Source organism: Myxacorys almedinensis A, from assembly GCF_010091945.1.
In the GTDB taxonomy this organism is placed as follows: domain Bacteria; phylum Cyanobacteriota; class Cyanobacteriia; order Leptolyngbyales; family Leptolyngbyaceae; genus Myxacorys; species Myxacorys almedinensis.
The window spans coordinates 78,440-100,937 of the sequence record NZ_WVIE01000013.1 but is presented as its reverse complement, the minus strand read 5'-3'; the positions used below and the strand labels follow the sequence as shown (position 1 = coordinate 100,937).

Genomic DNA, 22,498 nt, shown 5'->3' with positions numbered 1-22,498 from the left:
CTGCTACTGTGCGACCGTTAGTCAAGCCTGCCTAATGATAGAGGCAGCTTTTAAACGATGACTCAATCTCCTAACCCTGAGCAACCCCCCGCGTTTTATCGCTATTTATTACGCTTGCTAACTAGTAGAACCGCGATCGCGCTCAGCACCGTTTTGCTGCTTTCCCTAGCAGGCGGCATTTGGTGGGCGTGGCTCTGGGTTCATCAAGCGTTAGCCCCTCTGATTGAGCAGAATCTAAAAGAACTGTTAGGACGACCCATACAACTGGGGCAGATTGAGCGCGTTTCATTGACCGGAATTCGGTTTGGTGCATCGTCTCTGCCTGCCACACCCACCGACCGCGATCGCGCGACTATTCAAGCCGTTGACACAGCCTTTTCACCGTTGCGATTGTTGTTCGATCGAACGCTGCAACTAGATGTGACCCTGGTGCAGCCTGTTGCCTACATCGACCAAACCAAAGACGGAAACTGGATCGCGACCACCATCAAGCCGCAAGAAGAATCAGGTCCGATCAGAACTGAGCTACGGTCAATTCGGGTTCGTCAGGGTGACCTCGTGTTGCAGCCCTTTCCCGATCCGCAAATCCCCAACGCTGCGATCGCGTTTAAACAGGTAGATGGGGTTGTCCGGTTGTTTGATCAAAATCAGCGCTTTCAATATGATGTCAACGCTGAAGTGACAAGCGGTGGCAGGGTCGATTTAGCCGGAGAAACGCGCCCCAAGACCGGGGAAACCGATCTGAGCGTGCAAACCCAGAGCGTGCTTGCTACCAACGTTTCTCGTCTTGTGAAGATACCCGCCGTTGCCTTTCAAGGGGGGCGCGTTGATGGCGAATTGAAAGCGCAATTTCGCCCAAACCAGCCAGTAAACCTTTCAGGAACAGCAACACTAGACGATGTAACCGCACAGGTCGAAAATGTGCCGCAACAGTTTGCTAACACAACGGGACAACTTACCTTTGCAGACACAACCATTCGGCTAAACAAGATGCGATCGCGCTTTGGTCGTGTCTTTGCGACCGCCGAGGGAACGATCGATACGCAGGCAGGGTTTGATGTAGCCGCCAACGTGCCATCGGCTACCGCTCAAGACATCCTCAACACGCTTGAATTAAGCTCACCTGTTCCCCTTGAGGGAACGTTTCAAGCCGATTTAGATCTACAGGGAGACCTCCAAAAACCGGTTTTAAACGGCAGGGTTCGCAGCATTCGCCCCGCTCAGATTGATCGGGTTGATTTTCAATCAATTAGCGGTGGCTTTCAGTTGCAAACCGCAGGCACCCCAAGTATTGCGTTTTCTAACGTTCGAGCCGTTCCCCAAGCTGGCGGACTCATCACTGGCAACGGACGGGTTGTATTAGCCCAGCAGCCTCAGATTGCTTTTAGCGCCCAAGCAAATGCTGTGCCCGGAGATGCGATCGCATCCCGTTATGCCAGCAATTCAGCCCTTAAAATTGGCACTGTAGACGCGATCGCAACAGTTTCCGGATCGCCTAGCAATTTGCGAACGGTCGTGCAGTTTCAAGCGCCACAAGCAACCTATCCTGGTCGCGGCGAACTGGTGATTGCCGGTCAGCAAGTGCAGTTGCAAAATTCAACGTTTCAAGTTGCAGGCGGGACGGTGGCAGCAACCGGTCAATTGCTCAACGGACAGTTTCAAGCCTCAGCCACGGTGGCAGGGGTGGCGCTCAATCAGTTTGCTCAAGATCTGCGGGGGCAGTTGAGCGGCAATGTGCAGCTATCAGGCACCACTGAGGCTCTGACCCTAGCTGGCGTTCGAGCCGCAGGGCAAGTGCGCTTTTCAGAAGGCGTAGCGATCGTTGCCGATCCATTGACTGCTCAATTTCGGTGGGATGGTCAGCAGATCCAGGTTCAAGAAGCCACGGCACCGGGCTTGGTAGCACGAGGAAGCGTCGGTGTGCAAACGCAGGGCACACCCCAAATTAGTGGATTTGATCTAGCCGTTCAGGCAAGCAGGGTGGATATTCAGACGGTAGCTGCTACCTTGCCTGATGGCGTTGCTGTCGTGGGTCAAGCTGATTTCAATGGACGGGTGACGGGCACGCCAAATGCGCCCAATGCAGTCGGAAATCTGAGCCTGCGTAATTTTAGCGTCAATGGTGTAGCGTTTGATCCGATCCTTGCAGGAACTGTAGCGTATCGATCGCAACAGCGCACAGAATTAAATCTCACAGGTCAACGCATCACTGGCACACCGGATCAAATTTTAGCAACGCTTGATTCTAATAATCGTCCCCTCTCCTTTTTTGTAAGACGGGATCAAGCGATCGCACGGGGTAGATCGGCAGGCGAAACCCTCCTTGCTGAATTGCAGAGCGTTCCGGTGGCGTTGTTGCGTCAGCTAGCCCCTCAAACCGGAGCCACTTTAGCCGCTATTTCAGGCAATCTTTCAGGCAATGTGGCGCTAAATACCAACACCTTGGAGGCGCGGGGAGATGTTGCGATCGCAGCCCCCCGATTTGGCAGAATTGCTGGAGACGAGTTTCGAGGGCAGTTTAGTTTTATAGACGGAGTAGCGCGGCTCTCAGGCGGAGAGCTACGGCGAGGGGAAAGCGCGATCGCCCTCAACGGCAATTTCCAGACCACGGGCAATCAACCCGTTCAATTTCAAATTAGTTTCAACCAAGAAAATATTCAAGATCTGCTGCAAACGCTCAGCATCTCTGAGTTGAGCGATTTAGCAACCGGATTGCAAGCCCCCACCCTAGGGCAAGCCACCGATCTGACTCCCCTTGAACAGATTCAATTAGCCAATACGCCGATCGAGGTGCGCCTGCAAAAACTAGCCCAAGTCCGGCGGCAGCTTGCCCAACAGCCGAGCCAACCTCAACCTGCCACACTGCCGACCCTGGCAGAGTTGCAAGGCAACCTAAGTGGCGCAGTCAACATCACCGGATCGCTGCAACAAGGGCTGGCGTTTGGCTTTAATGTGCGCGGCTCAGAGATCAATTGGGGGGAGTACGCCATCAACAATTTAGTGGCTCAAGGCAATTTTGCTGATGGAGTGCTCAGCGTTTCTCCGGCTCAACTCACCCTCAACGACAGCGCGATCGCATTTAGCGGTGAAGTGGGCGAAACCCTAGACGGGCAACTGCGCGTTAGCAACTTGCCTCTAGAATTAGCCCAGCCGTTTCTCCAGCAGTTACCCGTTACAGTAGCAGGTCGGTTAAACACGGTCACAACGCTGTCAGGAAGTTTAGACAATCCTAGTGCTAATGGTGTTTTAAACATTGTCAAGGGTCGAGTTAATGATCAACCGATTCAGCAAGCAGATCTCAATTTTCAGTATGCCAATGCCCGGTTACGGTTTAATAGCGATATTTTCTTAACCGAAACAGAACCCTTGAGCGTGGTTGGAAATATTCCGATCGCGCTGCCGTTTGCATCCGTTCAGCCAACGAGCGACCAGATTCAACTCCAAGCCAACCTTAAAGACAGTGGATTTGCCTTGCTGAATTTGTTTACAGACCAAGTTACGTGGGTCAATGGTCAGGGGCAGCTAAACATCGGCATTGCCGGAACTCTAAGCCAGCCAATGATTCAAGGAACCGTTGCCCTTCAGAATGCTACGGTGCGCTCTAAAGCTCTCCCTCAACCGCTCACAAACGTCACAGGAATCGCGCAATTTAACGGCGATCGTTTAACAGTTGAAGCACTACAAGCACAGTTTAACCAGCAACCCCTCTCCGCACAAGGCATTCTCCCTATTTTGGCAACGGCAAGCGCAACCGAAGCGGCGGCAGCAAATCCGCTTACGATCGCCCTCAACAACCTAACGCTAAACGTTGACAACCTCTACCAAGGCAATGTTGGCGGAAATGTAGTGGTGGCAGGAACTGCATTTCGTCCCACCCTCGGTGGCACAATTCGCCTGAGCAATGGAGAGGTAAACATCGGCGCACAGGCAAATGACACAGCAACAGCAACGGCAGCAACAACACCATCGTCAAGCTTAAACAATCAAATCGATAATCAAATCGATGACGGTGCGATCGCAGCTACGGGTGCGACAGCGCCCCCCTCAACCCCCTCTCAGTTGTCAACCAGGGAGCCGCGAAACCTTGCTCCGATTGGGTTTGACAATCTACAACTCGTTCTAGCAAACAATGTCAGAGTCACCAGCCCACCCTTGATCAGCTTTGACACCGAAGGCACAATCACCCTAAACGGCACCCTTGCAGATCCACGTCCTGAGGGCACAGTGCGGCTCACTGGGGGGCAAGTCAACCTCTTTACAACGCAGTTTCGGTTAGAGCGAGGCGTTGAACAAACCGCACAATTTACCCCTAATGGCGGACTCGATCCCATTCTCAATGTACAGTTAGTGGCACTGGTTCCAGAGACCACAGGCAGCCGACTTCCGCAATTGCGACGAGCGAGCGAAGTTGCCGACAATCCATTTGCAGACGAGTTGGCAACCTCGATCGGAACCCTGCGTACAATTCGGGTTGAGGCGCAAGTCACCGGATCTGCCAGCGAGCTATCCCAAAACTTAACGTTAACCAGTACACCAACTCGTAGCCGAACCGAAATTTTGGCGCTTGTGGGTGGAAGTTTGCTGGATACGATAGGGCAGGCGGGGACAACGGTTGGCATTGCCAACATTGCCGGAACTGCTCTATCGAATCAATTACAAGGAACGATCACCGAGATTGGGCAAGCGATCGGACTGAGCGAATTGCGAATTTTCCCAACGGTTGTGAATTCCACCACGGCTCGCTCTTCAACGCTGAGCTTAGCCGCAGAAGGGATCATCGACATCAGCGGCAATTTTTCGGTGTCTGTGTCGCGGGTGTTTGCAAGCGACGAACCACTGCGCTATGGGGTGGTGTATCGCATCAACGATGAAACGCTTGTTCGAGGTTCGACTGATCTTGCCGGAGATAGCCGTGCTGTGATTGAGTACCAAACCAGATTTTAGAGATTTTGGTCTGGCTCCGCCAAGGCGTTCTAACGAGCGGCAAGGGATGCCCTAGAGCAGACGGGTTGAAACTTCGATTTGTCTTTGGTTTGATGGGTTCGACGCGATCGCGAAAATGCCTGCCCTTGCCCACGGGAAACACTACGGAAACTAAAATTCTAGAACCTTTTCAACGATCAACAGCTTCATTCAATATTTATAAACTAGCGATATGTTGGAAGGAAATATAAAGATAAATTGCGATAATTTGATTGCGGTGACTGTGGCGGTAATTGTAGTATATGCAGAATGCTCTGCCTGCTGTTTCAAACTTTTTAGACTTATGCTCTTACTGGATTCATTACGGGTAGATTTCCCCTCTCATGGGCAGCAAACGCTGCTGCGGGGCAAGCTGTTCGTTAGATCCAAAGTGGCACTACAGTATGTTGCAGCCGTGCGAATTCCTGGAGGCTTGACTCCCCCGTAAATGCCTGCCTCGCTTCATTCCCTACCAACCCAACGGTGATAATGGGATCTCAAGTGCAGTCATTTAATCTTTTTCGGAGAGGATCTCAAGAATTAGTTTTGAATTGGGTTTAACGCAGCCATACGTTGAATTTGTAGCCAGCAAATTCTTCCCCAGAATTGGCGTAGAGTTTCTGCCATTGGGAATAGGTAGTGTTTACCTCGCTCCATCTAACATAAATCAGCGATTTTTAGTGTTGGTTGCCCTGAGCAGTAGATTTCTAGCATTGGTGCAACTTTGATGCTCTAATGGTTTGCTTTAGCATTGCAATATCGCTTTACTTTTATGTTTCTAAAGGTGTAGTGTTGCCGATCCGACGCCTTTGGTTTAGTGCTTTTACGCTATTGTTTTAACCAGTTTTTTGAGGCGCAGCATTAGCACCACAGCCCCTTATAGATTGATTCACTTGAGACTGTAGAACTTTTTGTATAACGACAAAACCGTTAACGATTCCAGTCTGCATTAATAAACGCTACCGCATTAATTAACAGGGAGGATCAGATGATCGCATTCCAGCCTCTTATTAGCTTAGGACTCACAGTGCAAAACGGCGGTTATCTACTGCAAACCTTGCTCGACTCAATTTTGTCTCAAGGATTTGAGAATTTTGAATTGATTATCTTAGATAATGCATCAACCGATCAAACAGAAACAATTGGTAAGACCTACGCTTCAAAAGATTCTCGAATTCGATATTACCGATGCCCACAGGCACAGCAAGAGCTTTGGAACCGGAACCGCATTCTCGATTTAGCAACTGGAGATTACTTCAAGTTCATCACCTTTGAAGAAGCTGTCGTTCCGCATTTTTTAGAACACTACGTTAACCTAATTCACGGCTCAAGAGAGAAATTCTCAAAGAATTGCTGTGGCAACTTCAACCAATGCACCCATCGATATGTTGACCAGCCCATTCGGTTTCCGCATTTAGATGAGGCTCCAGAAACACCATTGCTCTCTGTCAACAGCATAATGATAGAGCAAGAGCCGCAAGAATGGCTCTCTGAGCGATTAAACGAATCCTCTAATGAGAACTGATTTCTCATCGCTTGTGATAGCGATCGCTACCTGTTTGGTTTTGTCTGTTTAGTTTTCAAGTGGGTTCCTAATTAGGGAACCGCTCAGAGCTAGGGTTCCAAACTCTCCAAAAGGTCGTCTGCATCACACTTTTCTTCGATCGCTGTTAACACCTTTGCTGCCTGCGCTGAGATGGCATCGTTGCTTTGAGCAATGCGACGGCACTGAGCCAATAGAGGGATCGCGAAGTCGCAGTTTAGTTGATCCACCAATGTAGACAACGGTTGCGGGGCTTTAATATTTGCCGCAATCCCATTCAACGAATCTTGCTCGATCTGCATTTTTCTAAGCTCTGGCAAAATATCTTCCCAGCTTTTTTCGGGATAGCTTGCCAAAATCATGTGCACCAAAATCTGATCCATGACTGCCTGCTGGGCGATCGCAACACTCAAATACTGCTCGCTCCGCTGCTGAATCGCTTCTAAGGCTTCTGTGCTGGGTTCTTGAGATCCGTCTCGAAGCTTAGCTTCATAAAACTGACTTGCTGCATAACCGAGTGAATAGAGCATCGTAGCATTGGTACTTGCGCCGATCATGGCACCTGCTAAAGGGATGTTGCGGAGAAATCCTAGCCCTGCTTTTAGGGCGTTGCCGCCCCCAACTGCCAGCCCAAAGATTGCCAACACCTCGCCTTTACGAGCAGAGTCCTGCAAATCTAATCCATAAGCAGCGGCAATTTCATAAACCAACTCGGTTTGCAGTGCGGTTGTGGCGGCTAAATCAAGAGCGAGAAGGGCGGTTGCAAACCCTGGCAACATACTGGTGACAAAGCCCGAACTTCCTGCTTGAAATGCCTTTTTTACCATCAACCGATGGGTGATTTGGCTAGGAGATTCATCCGGGTACTTGCGTTGAAATTCCCTGACCGCCGCTTCGGCTTTGGTAGTGTCTACGCGATCGCTCATTCCCGTCAACCAGTCGAGCTTTAAAACCCCGGCCAACCGCTTCACAATTGGGTTTCTTAGCAGCGGTAGATTTCCAACAAACCCAACTGCTTCTCCGGCTCCTTGGGTGGCGGTTCCAATCAGGCGAACCATTTGTTTTGTGACAATATTACCCAGCCAAAGAGCAGCCCCGATTGCGCCTTCTCCAGTTTTAAGCGCTGTCTCTGCAACTCCACCCAACAGATGGGTTTTGCGCTTTCTGACTGCACCCAGGTCTGAGGGGGTCTGAGACAGTTCTGGTTGAGGCTGATCTGAAGCGGACTGAGATGAATCGTTCGACATAACGTTATGTATAGATAATATTGATTATTAATACCAATATTGTAAATACTAAAACTTAATTATCAATATTGCTGTGGACATAAATAGTTCGCTAAATACTAAGATTTCTAATAGCTCATTCTTGCCCACGCCAATTTCGTAAACGAAAGCCCAAAATCATGAGCAAGATGCCAAAAAATAAAGCATAACCTGCAATAATCCAAACCAATGCTAATGCCCCTGCACCTGGATAAACTGCGAGTAAAATACCAAAGGCGATCGAGGCAATCCCTGCGATCGCAAGTAACCATTCTGTTGAAATTTCCTCACGCAGTTGAATCGCAGCAATAATTTCAAAAATGCCGGTCACTACTGCCCAAGCAGCGATCAAATATAGCAGCGATAGAGCCGTGAGACCTGGATAGATAAATGCGAGAACACCAATAGCAACACTGATAACACCATTTAATAAAAGCACCCATCCGCTTGCCCCTCGCACGCGATCGCGAAATGCCGAAATAATTAAAAGAATGCCACCACCGAGGGCAAATGCACCAAACAAAAACACCAGCGAGGTAAGGGTAATTCCAGGTAAGAACAGAGCAAAAAGACCAAACAGAACTGCGATCGCACCTCTCAAAACCAACGTCCACCAATTTCGAGATAGCCGCCTTCCTAACTTAATGGGATCAATATCTTGCCGCATATTATGTAGAGCCTAAAGATTTTTCAAACAGAAAATCCGGATAGATGTATGGTATTACAGCATCTAGAAATGAACGCTGGGATCATTCAGACTTTTGAAAAATTCGTAGGTCTCGAACTACACAAGACCCCGAAAAATAGCTCTTCATACTCCGATACAGCAATACCGAATTTCTAACCCGATCGTTACAACAGTTGAATCTTTCAATATTTCAAAAGATTGGCTATCTTTTAGTAGATCTTTTCCTGGGTTTGCCTCTATCTGAAGACACAAACCAGCGGGATTAATTTCCTGAAAGCGAAATTAGAAAATGAGAAACTTAAGCACTGTTTCCTGATCGGCTGGGCTTGAACGGGCGTGCTTAGTCGGGTTCGGCTCAATGGTTCTGAATGGTTCTAAAGTGATAAGAAATAAAGGCAAGCTGTTCTCACCATCATCCAGAGAGGAGGTTATACCATTTGATGGAGAAAGTGAAACAAAAAAAACAGTAAGTTCGGAGAAGCAAGTTAAACCATTACCCAAGGAAAATGTTCCATGGCTAAGCCCTCTCGTCAGTCAATTGTTAGAGTATCCTTACTGAGTGCTGGGTTGCTCGTAGGCGCGATCGCAGCTATTGCCCCCTCCAGCGATCGCTCAGCTATTGCTCAAAATGCAGCAAATAATTTTCCAGATGTCGCAAACCACTGGGCGCAACCCTTCATTACAGCATTGGCAGAACGTAACATCGTTGCAGGCTACCCAGACGGAACCTATCGCCCCAACAACACCGTTGCTCGCAATGAATTTGCTGCCATTGTTCGGCAAGCTTTTTCTCAGCCAGCAGAGCGCCAGATTCCAAGCGGCAGCGCCTTTAAGGACGTACCAGAAGAAAGTTGGGCAGCCCCCGCGATCGAAGAAGCTTATGAATCAGGATTTATGGGAGCTTCCCCTAGCGGCGAGTTTCGCCCTCAGCAGCCTATAAGCCGGGCTGATGCACTGGCAACATTGGCACAAAACTTAGACCTTCAAAGCACAGCAGCACCTACACAAGCCGCCGCTCCGAGCCGAGCCGCCCAACCTTCTGCCGCTCGCCGCCCCGCTCGGCGACCTATCGCCCTACCTATGGCATCCCTGGCTCTCTTACAGCCTTTCGTAGCTGCCCGCCCATCTCAAGCTGCTCAACGCCCTACTCCGGCTGAAAGCCCGTCAGCTAGCCAGGGAGACTCTCCTACTGCAACCGGTTCCGGGGATGACCAGCAAGCCGCATCGACGGTTCTCAGCCAATACTACACAGATGCCGATCGGATTCCCGCCGCCGTTGCTCCAGGCGTCGCTGACGCAACCCGCACTGGCATTGTGGTTAATCATCCCAATCTCAGAGTTCTAAACCCAACTCAGCCTGCAACGCGAGGCGATGTTGCTGCTTTTGTTCATCAAGCTTTGGTGAATATTGGCAAAATTGAGCCGCTACCGCAAAACCAAGCTGCGACACAATACATTGTCAATCGTGAAGCTGTCAACCGCGAAGCGAATTAGTCAGCTTTTCGCTGTCTTGGTCATGTTCCTGAGACCTGCAAAAGAAGGCTGATTTGCCATCATCGCATCTTGCTACAACGACAATACTTGGTAATAAAAACAGATAAGAAACTGATTTTTAAGATTGCCAAATTGGGAATGGTTGGGGTTCAATCCCTGGTCAAATGACAAGACTCAGTGGAGCAACCCCCTTGCCCCTCTTTTTCCCGCAGAACTCGTCTCTTATTCTCTCTTACAAGAGGACTTGGATGAAGGTAGTGCAGGCGATTTGATGCCTTTAATTGGTTTTGTCTGTTTCTGATAACTCAACATTTTTGCTAGATAAATTTTGCTAAATAATTTAGTTTTCATCTTGGCTACTTTCAGGCTCAAAATTCTTGTATTTAGAGTTTTCATGGAGCGACAAAACTTGCTGGGGAACTCCGATTTCAATTCCTTCTGCATCTAGAGTTAGCTTTAAGCGACGACGAAACTCTCGTCCTACATTCCATTGCTCTAACGGTTGCGTTTTAATCCACACTCGAATTGTGACGCCTGTACTGCTGAGATCATCTACACCTAGTACTTCTGGCGGTTCTATAATTTTCTCTTGCCAGACTTGATCTCGCCGCAAATTATCGCCGACGGCTTGAATCAAGGGCAAAGCGCGATCGAGGCTAGTGCTAGATGAAAGAATAATTGCTAAATCAACTCGTGACCAGTCTTTAGATAAATTTTCTACAACAGTGATTGTGCTGTTTGGAATCGTAATTAATCGCCCTTCTGCATTACGCAGTTGTGTAATTCGCAAGTTTAACGATTCCACTAAACCGCTCACTTGACCAACTTGAATAACATCGCCTACAGCATACTGATCTTCCAACAAAATTAGAAAGCCATTGATTATATCTTTGATCAAGCTTTGGGATGCTAAAGAAATACCTAAGCCAACAATTCCTGCACCTGCAAGAAGTGGAATAATTTCAATACCAATAGATGACAAAATAGCTAAAATAGAAATGCTAAATAGAATAATTACAGCTAAGCTTTTTGCCACTCTAGAAAAGGTAGATAATCGTAACGAAAATCGCTGAGAATCCTCGGATGAAAGGAACTCCCCCTTTTCCAAAACCTGAAATAAGCGATCGATGAATATATCACTAACCCGCATGAGAACGTAAGTGAGCAATACGATCGCACCTACTTTTAGGGGTGTCGATAGCACAATGGGTTGCAGCCACCGAGTGTAAGGAAATAGCCCCAATAGCGCAAACCCGCCGCCGCTCCAGATAGCCACATGCCCAAGTTTTAACAATCGACGCTGCACATCTTTGAAATTGCGCTGTTGCCGTTTTATCATCTGTTGCTGGACGAGCCAATGCACTTGATGGGGAGGCAAATCTTGAGTCGGCGAAACGGTTGGCATTTCAGCTTCGATGCGATCGCGCTGCTCTTTGAGTCGTCGCTGAACGTAAGCTAATATTCGACTTGCTGCCGCCATGCCAGCCAAAATTCCAAGCGCAACCAGCACCTGCCGCCCTAAAAATTCGGGCTGTCGTTCTTGACGCGATCGCAACAATGCCGCTCGAATAATTTGGGTCAACTCCTCAGCATAGGCAGACGGCTCTTGCCCTTGCAGTTGAGCGTCCAACGTTGTCACCGTCATAAGATACTGGGTATTTACGGACAAGATCGGCAGGCTGCTACTCGAATCGATCGATGAAGTAACGCTCAGTTCAGCTTCGTTGAGATCGTGGGTCGCAATTCGGTTGAGGGTGGCTTCGATGCCTTGAATACGAACATTGAGCAGCGTTGTCGTATCCGATTGAGCGCCATCACGAGCCACAGGCGATGCGATCGTCAACAAGGGACGACCATCCAAGCGGACTACACCCGTTTGCACAGATGCATCAGCCGTCAGTGAATTGCTCAACTGTCTGGGTAGCTCTAGTTGCGGCAGCCTAGAAGGGCTGGGGCTAGACAAAACAGCTTCTTGTGCAACGCCGGGCTGATTTAGAAATAGGACTAGGCTTAACCCAACGACATAACCAACGAGACTATGCTGCCACGGTTTTCTAGCCAATTTCCTACCCACCTTCCTGAATAATTGCACGTTCATCCTTCCGTTTTGTCAATGCCGTTTTGCCATGATCGCCGATCTGATACCAAATTAATCTGTAAATGCTACAGACGTGCGACCTCCCCCAACCCCGCCTGAGTCAGGAGAGGAGCCGGAAAATCGCTCCTGACCCAGGGGGGATGCCGTAGGCAGGGGGGTCGAGGATCTGTCGCCGTGAACAATCAATTGGGTATGACTTCCTGGTATAACTTCATTGTTCCGTACAGATGCTTCAGTCTGCAAGCCCACAAAAAGGAAGCCGGACTGAAGAATCTTCAATCCGGCAAAACTCGATAGATTTTAGATGATGGATACGTGCAACCGCTCTTCTAGAACGCTTCGCCCGTAAATTTAAGGATCAGATTGCAGCACCTGAGGCTGAAGTAGGCCAACCATCTGCTGAATTCCTCGATGAATGCGACGGGTCACCGTCATCGGGCTAACACCGATCTGTTCGGCAACCTCTTTGCGCGAAAGGTCATGCAAAAAAACATATTCGATCGCTTGCCGAGTCTTATCTTCCAACTGGTTCATCGCCTTCTGCAACTGCTGGCGATCTTCTTCCAAATGTTGCAGGGCTTGATATCGGGCATCGGGGAGCGTGTCACCCAGTGTCATCGGAGAATCAAGCTGTTGGCATACCGTAGCATCCAAACTTAAGGGTAGGCGGTTTTTGGCGGCTAACTTGCTTTCTCGCCACTCGTTGAGCGATACACCTAGCACCGTAGCGATCTCGTCATCCGTTGGTTGGCGACCGTGCGCTTCTGATAGCTGTTCGCGAACCCGTTGCCCTTCTTTATTAAGTTGCTGCCAACGGCGAGGAATTTTCACTGTACCAGCGCGATCGCGCAGAAAGTGAAGCATCTCACCGCGGATATAAGGAACCGCAAACGAGCTAAAGGCACAGCCTTGATTGGGGTTAAACCGCTCAATGGCGCGAATCAAACCGAGATACCCAATTTGCTCTAGGTCTTCGTAAGGTTCGGCACATTGGTGGCTGACCCGGTGAGCAATTTTCCGAACTAAGCCAGCATTCATTTGCACTAACTGGTTTCTTACACGAACCGAGGGGTTTTGGTGGTAAGCGACGAGTAATTCCATGCCACGGGAGCGGAGAGAAGATTGAGTTGCCATCATCTTGTGTAAAGGTCGTCTTTCACATCAGCGTTGAACTTATTGTCGATTTAAGACCCAAGAGAAACCATCGTCGATCCACGGTAGTGATCAGAGGTTCCTCTATGTATGTTCGGCAGAAACACGGAAAGCTGTTTGCCTTTTCAGCGAGATGCTTTCAACATTCTGTGTATGTGATACAGATCATTGAAATGAAATGAAAGTATTGATTAAATAGGAAGCTAATTTAAGCCAGGCAAAGGATTTGAGGCTTGAGGTTTAGGAAAGTGGGAGTGAAATATGATCAGAAAAAGTTTCGATTTATTGAATTATTTAAAAGTGAGTGATTCAAAAGTTTCTTTCTAAGTATAAGGAAAGGACTTCTACCCTTTCTACTGTGTTATATGTTCCTAAAAACACAAAAAAGAAAACTGAAAATATGGCAACTCAAGCCAAGAATAAGGGTTAATCTAAGAAGATTTTCTTGAGCAAGAAAAGCAGAAAATGACTTAAAAACAAGAACCAAACGAGCAGAATAATACCCCTAACATTGCCAAGCTCCCTCTAAATCAAGTGTCTAAACATAGCCTTGTGGTTAGAGAGGAACCGTTACCCACGTTCCGGTTTCATTCGACTCGCGAGCCAAATCCATCAGCAGTTGAGAATCCATTCCTTCGCGGATAGATGGCGGCATCGATTCTTGCCGAGCATGCCCGTTCCGCACAGCCTCAATATTTGATATCCACCGATCAACCACTTGAATAAACGGCGCAATTCGCCCATCTGTAAACACTTGAGGAAACGCCAACCGCTTGGGAACCTCAAGTTCGCTCAACTCTTTGCCGCCCTGACTGCCCCACAGTTTGAAGCCATGCACATAGTCTTTCTGGTTGTCGCTGCCCAACACGAGGGTGCCGCGATCGCCGTAAATTTCAACCCAGTGCCCCCGCCCCTGAACCGTGACAGAACTGAGGCACATCTGACAGGGCGTTCCATCTGCCAATTCCATCATGAGGGTGCAGGTATCATCAGAATCAACGGGTTTGAGGGTTCCGGTGACGGGATCGGGGCGGGCAGAAATTGAAGTGCTCAAATGGGTTGAGAGGCGTTTTACCGAGCCAAATAGCCACGCCACATAATCGAAGGCATGAGAGCCGATTGCGCCCAATACGCCGCCGCCCTGATCTTTACGAGCGTACCAATTCCATGGGCGGCTGGCATCCGCTCGGCTCGACACCAGCCAATCGATTTTGATCAATCGTTTTTGCCCCACATAACCTTCAGCAAGCAGTTCTGCTAAATACTGCCATGCCGGAACAAAGCGAAATTCAAAATTCATCGCTGTGGCAACGGGTTTACTGAGGGCTAAGGTATGGATTTTCTTTGCCTCAGCGTAGGTTAATGCGGTTGGCTTTTCTAATAACAAATGTTTGTTTGCATTCAGCACTATTTTTGCCATCTCGTAGTGCAAAAACGGAGGCGTTGAAATGCTGACCGCATCAATATCTAATCGGGCAGCCATTTCCTCTAGTATGGAATATGCTTGGGGGATATTGTGAGCCTGCGCGATCGCAGTTGCTTTTTCTAGGTCACGGTGATAAACCGCCACTACACAAGTACGCGGATGGGATTGAAAGCCTGGAATATGGACTTTTTGACCGATTCCTGTTCCTGCGATCGCAACTCGAATGTCAGACATAATAATAAATAATTGAGGCTCGAAAAAGACTAGTTACGGCTCATTATATCGATCAACCGCCCAGGAATCTCAGCGCAAATGGATATCGATAAGATTCTCCCTTAAACGCTTTAACAGCAGCAAACACAGTAACGACAACCTGAAAGATAGCAACAATAGCAATGCCAGACGAAAAAATATACAACATCCAAAGCAGCGCATTGTTAATAGCAGAACTGTTAGAATTTGTCATCACAATGCCACACGTTGCTAAAAATAGAAACGCTGATAAAACACTAGCTGCAACGCCGTAAAGCGTCATCGAAAGCAAAAAATTCATGACGGCTTGCCCCTGCTCGTCAATAAAGGGATGGCGATCGCGTCCCATTCGCCAAACCACAAACGGAATGAACAGCGTGAAGAAGGGAAGCAGCAGCAAACTTCCAAGGAGGGCGGCGATCGTGCCTGCTAAGTGGCATCCCATTCCCCACACCCGGCTACTTTTGGGCAGCGATTGATTCATGGCTGATCTTTAGCAGAAAACTACCCAAGCGTAGCGGATGGCGTGCCCATCGTAAGTGCGATTGGTGGTACTAATGGCAAATATATCACTGAGATGAGAAAACATCGGAGAGAGGGAGAGTCTAGTCATCTAATCCATCGACTTATGCACCTATTTACCCCTCAACTCGAAGTTGACAATCCACTAGATTTCAGGCAGATGAGCAACAAATTGAACCATCACAGCCCGATTGGACTGACGTTACGTTAGCCTAGAACCATGCTAGAACTTCACTGTCACACAACATTTTCTGATGGGACGCTGACGCCGACAGAACTGGTAGACGCAGCAGTAAACGCTGGCGTCAAGGCATTGGCAATTACCGATCATGACACCGTTTCGGGCTGGGATGAGGCGCTAAATGCGGCTCCTGCGGCTCTAGAAATTGTACCAGGGCTAGAACTGAGTACTGTGTATAACGAGCGATCGCTGCACATTCTGGGGTTTTATCCCGATCGAGAACGCTTGATTCTACCATTGGCAGAACGGCTAGAAGGACGCAAGCGCCGCGCTCAAACCATTGTCAAAAAGCTGGCTGATCTGGGCTATCCGTTAGAACTGTCTGAAATGGGAGAAGGCATGGCGGCAGGGCGTCCTCACATTGCATCCTTGATGGTAAAGGCAGGGTATGTCGAATCGGCAAGGGAGGCGTTCGATCGCTTTTTAGCCGACGATAAACCCGCGTTTGTGCAGTACGAGAAATTTGGCACAGCAGACGGAATTGAGCTTTTGCGATCGTGTGGGGCAGTTTCGGTGTGGGCGCATCCTTATTTGTTCCGGGGCGGGGTGGTAGAGACAATGCTGCCTGAGCTTGTAGAGGCTGGACTCATGGGCATAGAGGTCTATCATCCAAGCCACACGTTGTATCAGGTGGATAAGCTCAAGAACTTGTGCGCTAAGTATAATCTGCTGATGACGGGCGGCAGTGACTATCACGGTCCAAGTCGGGAGACAAAACGCGACGAATATTGCGGACTCAACCGTTTACAGGTTCCTCTAGAGTTACTAGAGCCGATTAAAATGGCAGCCGTGCGCTCTTCTGAAGCGTTGCACAGCAAGTCGCAGGCGACTATTCCATCGGGTGTGTTGTCCTAGGTGTGTTGTCCTAAGGTTGAATGTTCACCGAAAAACTCGAACAATTTCTCCGGATGCCTCCTACCTCTCCAGGTATAGAGGAATGGTAGATGCACCCTGATGATTCACCCCTGGCTTTACGGCTGGGGGCTTTTTATATCAACCCGGCAGCCCTTGAGAGTGTGGCTCCTGTCATCCCCAACCCTTCGCAGTTCCCCAAAATTGCCAATCTGAGCCAGCGTTAAAGCATCGGTAGAAGCAGCGGCTCTTCTCAGAACCCATGGGGTCGCCCCACCCACCGCATGACCTAATCCGAACGCTCCTTTTTAATTTCACATAACCTACACATAAGGCGTCAAAGTTTATACTGACAGTGAAACTTTGGATGAAGCGCCACTGCTCAGCCTCTACTATGGCATTGTCAGGATAAGCAAGTACAGTCTTGTCGATCGTACTTGTCTCAGTCTATAGTTTCCGGATACATCCCTTGTCTTAGAGGGCGCTTCTCAACCCGTTTTGTTTTTGTCGTTTCGCAATCAGCAAACATCCCTCCACCTTAAGTTGAAGATGGAGGGATGTTTGTTTAGACTGTTTTGTTTAGACTGTATTGATTAGAGGGGCAGGAGAGGGAAATCTTCGCCTCGCTTTGCAAAGAAGGCTATCTTCGCAGCACAAACCCCATCGTTGGACAGCCACCCGGAATTCAGCTACTTCGGATTAGCCACCCGCGATCGCAGGAATAATACTCACTTCGTCCCCGTCGTTCAGCTTGGTGTTTTCGTTTTCTAAAAAGCGAATATCTTCGCTGTTGACGTAGAAGTTCACAAAGCGGCGGAGCTTCCCCTGGTCGTCGCACAGTCGCGCTTTGATACCAGGGCAACTGCTTTCTAGAGATTCTAGCAACTCAGAAATGTTGCGACCCTTGCAGTCTACAACGGCTTGATCGTTCGTTAGCTTTTGAAGGGGTGTCGGAATCAGAACTTTGACCATAACTAGGAGGAAGGAAAGATTGAATTACAGAAATTGAATCATACCGAATGAAGCCGTCAGGAGTTTGATCCCGTCAAACTAAAACTTGCTGCCACTCTAGGCGATCTAATGTGCGCGATCGCTCCAAAGCACGCTCAAAGCTCTCCAGTTTTGGCTCAATGGTCAGAGGTTCGCCCACATAGCCTTGCACCGCTTCTTGGGTTTTCAAACCATTTCCCGTGATATAAACCACGGTCGTTTCATCCGGATCGATTTTACCGGCTTCGACCAGTTTTTTAAGCGTCGCGATCGTCGTTCCGCCTGCGGTCTCGGTAAAAATACCTTCGGTTTCAGCCAAAAGCTTCATGCCTTCGATAATCTCGGCATCGGTGACAGATTCGATATTGCCATTGGTTTTGTGGGCAATGTCGATCGCGTAAACGCCATCAGCAGGGTTGCCAATCGCCAGCGACTTGGCGATCGTATTGGGCTTGACGGGGGAAATAAAGTCGCGACCTTCGCTAAACGCTTGGGCAATGGGAGAACAGCCTTCTGCCTGGGCACCGCTAAACCGAACCGGCTTGCCCTCAACTAACCCAACCTCCACAAATTCTTGGAAGCCTTTGTAAATTTTGGTAAACAGCGAACCGGATGCCAACGGCGCAACGATGTGATCGGGAAGTTGCCAGCCCAGTTGCTCAATCACCTCGTAGCCCAAGGTCTTAGAGCCTTCAGAATAGTAGGGGCGCAAATTGATGTTGACGAAGCCCCAACCGTGAGTGTTTGCCACTTCAGAGCAGAGGCGATTCACCTGATCGTAATTGCCATGCACCGCCATGAGGGTGGGGTTGTAAATCAGCGTTCCGAGCACCTTACCCGCTTCCAAGTCAGACGGGATAAACACGCAACAGTCAAGACCGGCATGAGCCGCGATCGCAGCCGTCGAGTTGGCTAAATTTCCGGTGCTGGCACAAGAAACCGTGGTGAAGCCTAGCTCCCGTGCGCGAGTCAACGCCACCGACACAACCCGATCTTTAAAGCTCAGCGTCGGCATATTCACCGCATCGTTTTTGATGTACAGCTTTTTCAGCCCCAAACGACGAGCCAACCGATGGGCTTGCAGCAACGGGGTCATGCCCGTTCCCACATCGATCGGGTTGTCGCTCATGACTGGCAAGAAGGGACGATAGCGCCAAATCGAGAAAGGACCCGCCTGAATCGTTTCACGAGTCACCGTGCGGCGTAAGAAGTCGTAGTCATACTTCACTTCCAGAGGCCCAAAACACAATTCACATACGTGCGTTGCTTTGGGTTCGTACTCGGCACCACACTCTTTACACTGGAGTGCTCGAAATGCAGTGGTTGCGCTAGTCGTTGCCTTCTCTTGGGTTGCCTGAGTCATGCCTGAAATTTCCTTAGCGATGCAAGGGTTTTATTTGTTTCTACGATTTTGCTGAATCCTAGCACGGGGAAAATACCGAGTCAAATATAGCCGACTTTTTTAGTCGGGATTGAATTTGACCAAAATTTTAGCAGGCGGGATCTTGCCTTACCCTCCACTCACAGGCGGAATCAGCACCACTTCATCGCCCGACTGCAAAGTAGTATCCGGCTCAACAAACTGTAGATTTACTCCAAACCGAGTCAGATCCAGCCATGGAGCCAGTTCAGGACGCTCGCCAATGATGCGATCGCACACCATCGCAACCGTACTTCCTTCAGGCAGATCGAGATGCAGTTCTGAAACTCCATAGGCTTCTTGATAAGCCGCAAACAGTTTGACCGTAATTGTAATCACACCAGCCATAGCATTTGAATTGACTAATTGACTATTTAAATCCACGGACAAAAGCAACATTAGAAGATAGAGAACAGCCATCAAAGCAGAGACTGCGGTTCATGATTTGGGTAACTGTGATTTGGGTAACTGTGATTTGGGTAACTTTGTGATTAAAGACTTAGTTAACTTAAGCTCAATCGCGTTACCATCACCCAGATTTCAGCCTCTTCAATCCTATAACCAAACCCTCCTGCCTCCGCGAGTATGCTGTACTGCCTAAATCCTGACTGCCTAAATCCGCAAAATCCGAAGGAGGTGGAGAACTGCCAAAGCTGCGGAACCCCCCTTCTAGCGCTGATTCGAGGGCGATACCGAATTGTGCAACCCTTAGGACAAGGGGGCTTTGGTAAAACGTTTTTAGCTGTGGATGACGATCGCCTGGGGATGCGCTGCGTGATCAAACAATTTTTGCCGCAACTCAAAGGGGCAAAAGCTTTGGATAAAGCGGTCAAATTATTTGAGCAAGAAGCCATCCGCCTCCACGAGTTGGGAGAACATCCCCACATTCCCACCCTGCTCGCCTATTTTGAGCACGAACAGCGCCTTTACCTGGTTCAGCAATTTATCGAAGGTGCAACACTCTCGCAAGAATTGCGGCAGCAGGGAACCTTCGGCGACCATAAGATCCGAGAGGTGCTGGTACGACTTTTGCCGCTGCTAAAATTTGTCCACGATCGCCATGTGATTCACCGCGACATCACCCCCGCCAATGTTATCCGTCGCGCCATCGATGGGCGGCTTGTTCTGATTGATTTTGGAGTCGCTAAATTGCTCAATGAGCACAGCGCCACTCAACCAGGGACAAAAATTGGCACAGAGGGCTATGCACCCGTCGAGCAACTCCGCAACGGGAAAGCCTACCCTGCCAGCGACTTATACAGTTTGGCAGTCACCTGCTTGCATTTGCTGACCGGGGTGCAGCCAGAAGATCTGTACGATCCCTTGAGCGGGCGTTGGATGTGGCGAGAGTCTCTAGCCGAGAGAGGTGCAGCACTGAGCGGCAGCATCGGGCAGATTCTCGACAAGATGCTGAAAGAGTTGGTGAACGATCGCTACCAGTCGGCAGATGAAGCTATGCGCGATTTGCGGATGGCGCTCTCGACTCCGGCAGTTGCTTCGCCGATCTTTCGGGGGGGAGCCGTTGCTGCTTCTACCTCGGTCACTCCGTCAGCACCGACGGATCTGCTGCCCTCAACATTGCCGCGTTCAAGGAGTGCGGATCGAGGTTCAGCCTCGCCGCCTTCTCATCCTGCGGTTGCTTTGCACAGCCCCGTCGGCGCGATCGCATCTCCTTCACCCTTTGGGACAGCGCAGACTTACAAAAGCCTCCATACTCTAACCGGGCATTCTTCATGGGTGGTGTCAGTAGCCATTAGCCCCGACAGCAAGACGCTAGTGAGTGGCAGCCTCGATGATCTGATTATGATTTGGGATCTGGCAAGCGGTGAGCGGCTCGGCATCTTGAGAGGGCATACCAAGTCGGTCAACTCCTTGGTTTACAGCCCCAATGGGCAAGTGGTGATCAGTGGTAGCGACGATGGCACGATCAAACTCTGGCGGATGACCGATGGGGCACTGCTGCGATCGCTCTCTGGGCATAGCCGGGATGTGAATGCGGCGGCGGTGAGTCCTGATGGTCAGTTTTTTGCGAGTGGCAGCGACGATCGCACCGTTTGTGTGTGGCGGTTGGCAACGGGCGAGTTGCTGCGAAGCTATACCGATATGTCGGGCATGGTGCGATCGGTAGCAATTAGCCCCAATGGTCAGATTCTTGCCAGTGGAAGACTCGACAACCAGATTAAAATCTGGAACTTGGTGACAGGGCAATTGCTGCAAACGTTGTCGGGGCATCAAAATTCTGTGATGTCGATTGCCATTAGCCCCAACGGGCGATATCTCGTTAGCGGCAGCAAAGATAAGCTGATCAAAGTGTGGGATCTCACCACAGGAGCCATCGTGCGATCGCTCTCAGGACATTTGGATATTGTGAATTCGGTCGCCATTAGCCCAAACGGGAAAACGCTGATCAGCGGCAGCAACGATAAAACCGTGAAGGTGTGGAACCTGGCAACGGGGGAAGTTCTCAGCACCTTAGCCCACCATGCAAACTCCGTTAATGCGGTTGCGACCAGCCCGGATGGTAATTATTGTGTGAGCGGTAGTTCTGATAACACGATTAAAGTCTGGCAAATGTCATCCTAGGTAGGTCTGATGCCTACTTTAAGCGCCGCTTTGGTATCCCTCAAGCGACCGTTAAGCAAATGCTCAAAGTCATCAAACGGTCTAGTGTGGAGCCAAGGTTTGAGGGGGTGGAGGTCGATTGACAGCGCGATCGCTCAGTCAACTTTTTGCCATCCCTGGCTCTGCAATAAGTGCGATATCTACAAATCGATGCCTCTTAGTAGCGTTCCAAAGCAATAACGACAGATTTTAGGTCGCCCCATAGTCAGAACTCTCACAACCGTCCAGAGATCGGCTGGCAGGTGTTGCTTTGGGAAATTTGGGCAGTGGGAGGTGCAATTTCATCGCGCTGCAAAATTTGATTATCAGCCCCTAGAACGCGCACATCGCACACTCGTGATGCACCTGACGACACCAGTAAAAACAAGCCATCGGTACTGCTATCTCGCAAAATCTTGCCGTTGTTGAAAGTCACCTCAACGGCAGAAACCATAGGCGAAATGACCTCTCCAAAGAACACCGCGTACTGATTTGCCCTGCGGAGGTCTGGCGAGTGTTTAGGATTTTCTGAGGTCTTACCCACGCCATAGTCAATGAATTTTGAAGCCGATCGAGAGCCAGTGCTGTGATGATTGCCGCTACCGATCGCGTGCCATTCCCGACCTGTTCGCTTGACCACACGGTAACTCAACACCAATTTTTCCCGGTTTGGATCGTTGGAAAGCCTCTTGGTGTGGGCAGGGCAGGCTCCTCGGTAGAGCGCGACAACGCCCTTGTCCCACTTGCGGACGCTCAGCACTTGAAAATTCTTTGCCGCGACATCGGGTTGGTCAGGGCAGGCAAACGGGCGAAGCAGTACCTGTTCTGGAGTAGCAGCAACGAGAGAATAAGCATACCCTACCGTTGTGATGCCTAATAAGCTGATCAGACCACCGATCCACCGTTTTCTCATGGCTGAGTGCGCTGTTAAGAGTCTTCATGAGCCTAGTGTGCCGTGTTGCGCTGCGTTGCGACTCTTTCTTAAGAGACGG

At 49.5% G+C, this 22,498-nt stretch carries 17 protein-coding genes; 7 read left to right on the top strand and 10 right to left on the bottom strand.

Translation table 11 applies throughout. The features are described from left to right. Positions 1-57 precede the first annotated feature (57 nt). The 3 genes from GS601_RS12735 to GS601_RS12730 all read left to right on the top strand — a co-directional run bounded on the left by GS601_RS12735 (position 58) and on the right by GS601_RS12730 (position 6,487). Positions 58-4,944 carry a translocation/assembly module TamB domain-containing protein gene (locus GS601_RS12735; RefSeq protein WP_162423665.1) on the top strand — a complete coding sequence of 1,629 codons (4,887 nt, stop codon included), beginning with the start codon at positions 58-60 and terminating at the stop codon, positions 4,942-4,944. A 322-nt stretch (positions 4,945-5,266) separates the two neighbouring features. Beyond that, entirely contained in the window at positions 5,267-5,410 is a 144-nt protein-coding gene (locus tag GS601_RS22930) for a hypothetical protein (RefSeq protein ID WP_202925061.1), read from the top strand. Between the two features lie 540 nt (positions 5,411-5,950). Further along, positions 5,951-6,487 (top strand): glycosyltransferase family 2 protein, encoded by a 537-nt coding sequence (locus GS601_RS12730; protein ID WP_162423664.1) that lies wholly within the window; start codon positions 5,951-5,953, stop codon positions 6,485-6,487. 89 nt (positions 6,488-6,576) lie between these two features. Here the strand turns inward: GS601_RS12730 and GS601_RS12725 are convergent, their stop codons facing one another. Both GS601_RS12725 and GS601_RS12720 read right to left on the bottom strand, forming a co-directional pair. Further along, positions 6,577-7,752 carry a hypothetical protein gene (locus tag GS601_RS12725; RefSeq protein WP_162423663.1) on the bottom strand — a complete coding sequence of 392 codons (1,176 nt, stop codon included), beginning with the start codon at positions 7,750-7,752 and terminating at the stop codon, positions 6,577-6,579. Between the two features lie 115 nt (positions 7,753-7,867). Continuing rightward, a complete protein-coding gene (locus tag GS601_RS12720) occupies positions 7,868-8,437 on the bottom strand; it encodes an HdeD family acid-resistance protein (RefSeq protein ID WP_162423662.1) in 570 nt (189 codons plus the stop codon). A 534-nt stretch (positions 8,438-8,971) separates the two neighbouring features. On the opposite strand from GS601_RS12720, the gene GS601_RS12715 reads away from it, so the two are divergent. Beyond that, positions 8,972-9,952, top strand: a complete 981-nt coding sequence (locus GS601_RS12715; protein WP_162423661.1) for an S-layer homology domain-containing protein — start codon at positions 8,972-8,974, stop codon at positions 9,950-9,952. Between the two features lie 340 nt (positions 9,953-10,292). Here GS601_RS12715 and GS601_RS12710 read toward each other — a convergent pair whose 3' ends face one another. The 4 genes from GS601_RS12710 to GS601_RS12695 form a co-directional block, all read right to left on the bottom strand. Continuing rightward, entirely contained in the window at positions 10,293-12,014 is a 1,722-nt protein-coding gene (locus GS601_RS12710) for a mechanosensitive ion channel family protein (RefSeq protein ID WP_162423659.1), read from the bottom strand. Positions 12,015-12,401: 387 nt separating this feature from the next. After that, on the bottom strand, positions 12,402-13,187 hold the full coding sequence (locus GS601_RS12705; RefSeq protein WP_238393244.1) for an RNA polymerase sigma factor SigF: 786 nt from the start codon (positions 13,185-13,187) through the stop codon (positions 12,402-12,404). A 571-nt stretch (positions 13,188-13,758) separates the two neighbouring features. Beyond that, positions 13,759-14,862: a Gfo/Idh/MocA family protein gene (locus GS601_RS12700; protein ID WP_202925060.1), complete on the bottom strand. Its 1,104-nt coding sequence runs from the start codon at positions 14,860-14,862 to the stop codon at positions 13,759-13,761. Between the two features lie 52 nt (positions 14,863-14,914). Then, complete coding sequence (locus GS601_RS12695) at positions 14,915-15,364, bottom strand: DUF4870 domain-containing protein (RefSeq protein ID WP_162423657.1); 450 nt, start codon at positions 15,362-15,364, stop codon at positions 14,915-14,917. Positions 15,365-15,622: 258 nt separating this feature from the next. Here GS601_RS12695 and GS601_RS12690 point away from each other — a divergent pair, with 258 nt between their 5' ends. After that, on the top strand, positions 15,623-16,498 hold the full coding sequence (locus tag GS601_RS12690) for a PHP domain-containing protein (protein WP_162423656.1): 876 nt from the start codon (positions 15,623-15,625) through the stop codon (positions 16,496-16,498). Between the two features lie 89 nt (positions 16,499-16,587). Beyond that, a complete protein-coding gene (locus GS601_RS23615; RefSeq protein WP_274381979.1) occupies positions 16,588-16,722 on the top strand; it encodes a hypothetical protein in 135 nt (44 codons plus the stop codon). A gap of 472 nt (positions 16,723-17,194) precedes the next feature. Here the strand turns inward: GS601_RS23615 and GS601_RS12685 are convergent, their stop codons facing one another. The 3 genes from GS601_RS12685 to GS601_RS12675 form a co-directional block, all read right to left on the bottom strand. Then, a complete protein-coding gene (locus tag GS601_RS12685; protein WP_162423655.1) occupies positions 17,195-17,467 on the bottom strand; it encodes a MoaD/ThiS family protein in 273 nt (90 codons plus the stop codon). Between the two features lie 73 nt (positions 17,468-17,540). After that, on the bottom strand, positions 17,541-18,848 hold the full coding sequence (thrC, locus tag GS601_RS12680; protein WP_162423654.1) for a threonine synthase: 1,308 nt from the start codon (positions 18,846-18,848) through the stop codon (positions 17,541-17,543). A 147-nt stretch (positions 18,849-18,995) separates the two neighbouring features. Continuing rightward, positions 18,996-19,253, bottom strand: a complete 258-nt coding sequence (locus tag GS601_RS12675) for a MoaD/ThiS family protein (RefSeq protein WP_162423653.1) — start codon at positions 19,251-19,253, stop codon at positions 18,996-18,998. A 237-nt stretch (positions 19,254-19,490) separates the two neighbouring features. On the opposite strand from GS601_RS12675, the gene GS601_RS12670 reads away from it, so the two are divergent. Next, complete coding sequence (locus GS601_RS12670; protein WP_162423652.1) at positions 19,491-21,488, top strand: protein kinase domain-containing protein; 1,998 nt, start codon at positions 19,491-19,493, stop codon at positions 21,486-21,488. 253 nt (positions 21,489-21,741) lie between these two features. Here GS601_RS12670 and GS601_RS12665 read toward each other — a convergent pair whose 3' ends face one another. Further along, positions 21,742-22,419, bottom strand: coding sequence for a hypothetical protein (locus GS601_RS12665; RefSeq protein WP_162423651.1), 678 nt, complete (start codon positions 22,417-22,419; stop codon positions 21,742-21,744). Between the last annotated feature and the right edge of the window lie 79 nt (positions 22,420-22,498).

Coding starts and splice junctions, on each gene's coding strand:
- GS601_RS12730 (WP_162423664.1), top strand. CDS start 5,951: ATGATCGCATTCCAGCCTCTTATTAGCTTAGGACTCACAGTGCAAAAC.
- GS601_RS12700 (WP_202925060.1), bottom strand. CDS start 14,862: ATGTCTGACATTCGAGTTGCGATCGCAGGAACAGGAATCGGTCAAAAA.
- GS601_RS23615 (WP_274381979.1), top strand. CDS start 16,588: ATGCACCCTGATGATTCACCCCTGGCTTTACGGCTGGGGGCTTTTTAT.
- GS601_RS22930 (WP_202925061.1), top strand. CDS start 5,267: ATGCTCTTACTGGATTCATTACGGGTAGATTTCCCCTCTCATGGGCAG.
- GS601_RS12685 (WP_162423655.1), bottom strand. CDS start 17,467: ATGGTCAAAGTTCTGATTCCGACACCCCTTCAAAAGCTAACGAACGAT.
- GS601_RS12665 (WP_162423651.1), bottom strand. CDS start 22,419: ATGAGAAAACGGTGGATCGGTGGTCTGATCAGCTTATTAGGCATCACA.
- GS601_RS12690 (WP_162423656.1), top strand. CDS start 15,623: ATGCTAGAACTTCACTGTCACACAACATTTTCTGATGGGACGCTGACG.
- GS601_RS12735 (WP_162423665.1), top strand. CDS start 58: ATGACTCAATCTCCTAACCCTGAGCAACCCCCCGCGTTTTATCGCTAT.
- thrC (WP_162423654.1), bottom strand. CDS start 18,848: ATGACTCAGGCAACCCAAGAGAAGGCAACGACTAGCGCAACCACTGCA.
- GS601_RS12695 (WP_162423657.1), bottom strand. CDS start 15,364: ATGAATCAATCGCTGCCCAAAAGTAGCCGGGTGTGGGGAATGGGATGC.
- GS601_RS12675 (WP_162423653.1), bottom strand. CDS start 19,253: ATGGCTGGTGTGATTACAATTACGGTCAAACTGTTTGCGGCTTATCAA.
- GS601_RS12705 (WP_238393244.1), bottom strand. CDS start 13,187: ATGATGGCAACTCAATCTTCTCTCCGCTCCCGTGGCATGGAATTACTC.
- GS601_RS12720 (WP_162423662.1), bottom strand. CDS start 8,437: ATGCGGCAAGATATTGATCCCATTAAGTTAGGAAGGCGGCTATCTCGA.
- GS601_RS12670 (WP_162423652.1), top strand. CDS start 19,491: ATGCTGTACTGCCTAAATCCTGACTGCCTAAATCCGCAAAATCCGAAG.
- GS601_RS12715 (WP_162423661.1), top strand. CDS start 8,972: ATGGCTAAGCCCTCTCGTCAGTCAATTGTTAGAGTATCCTTACTGAGT.
- GS601_RS12725 (WP_162423663.1), bottom strand. CDS start 7,752: ATGTCGAACGATTCATCTCAGTCCGCTTCAGATCAGCCTCAACCAGAA.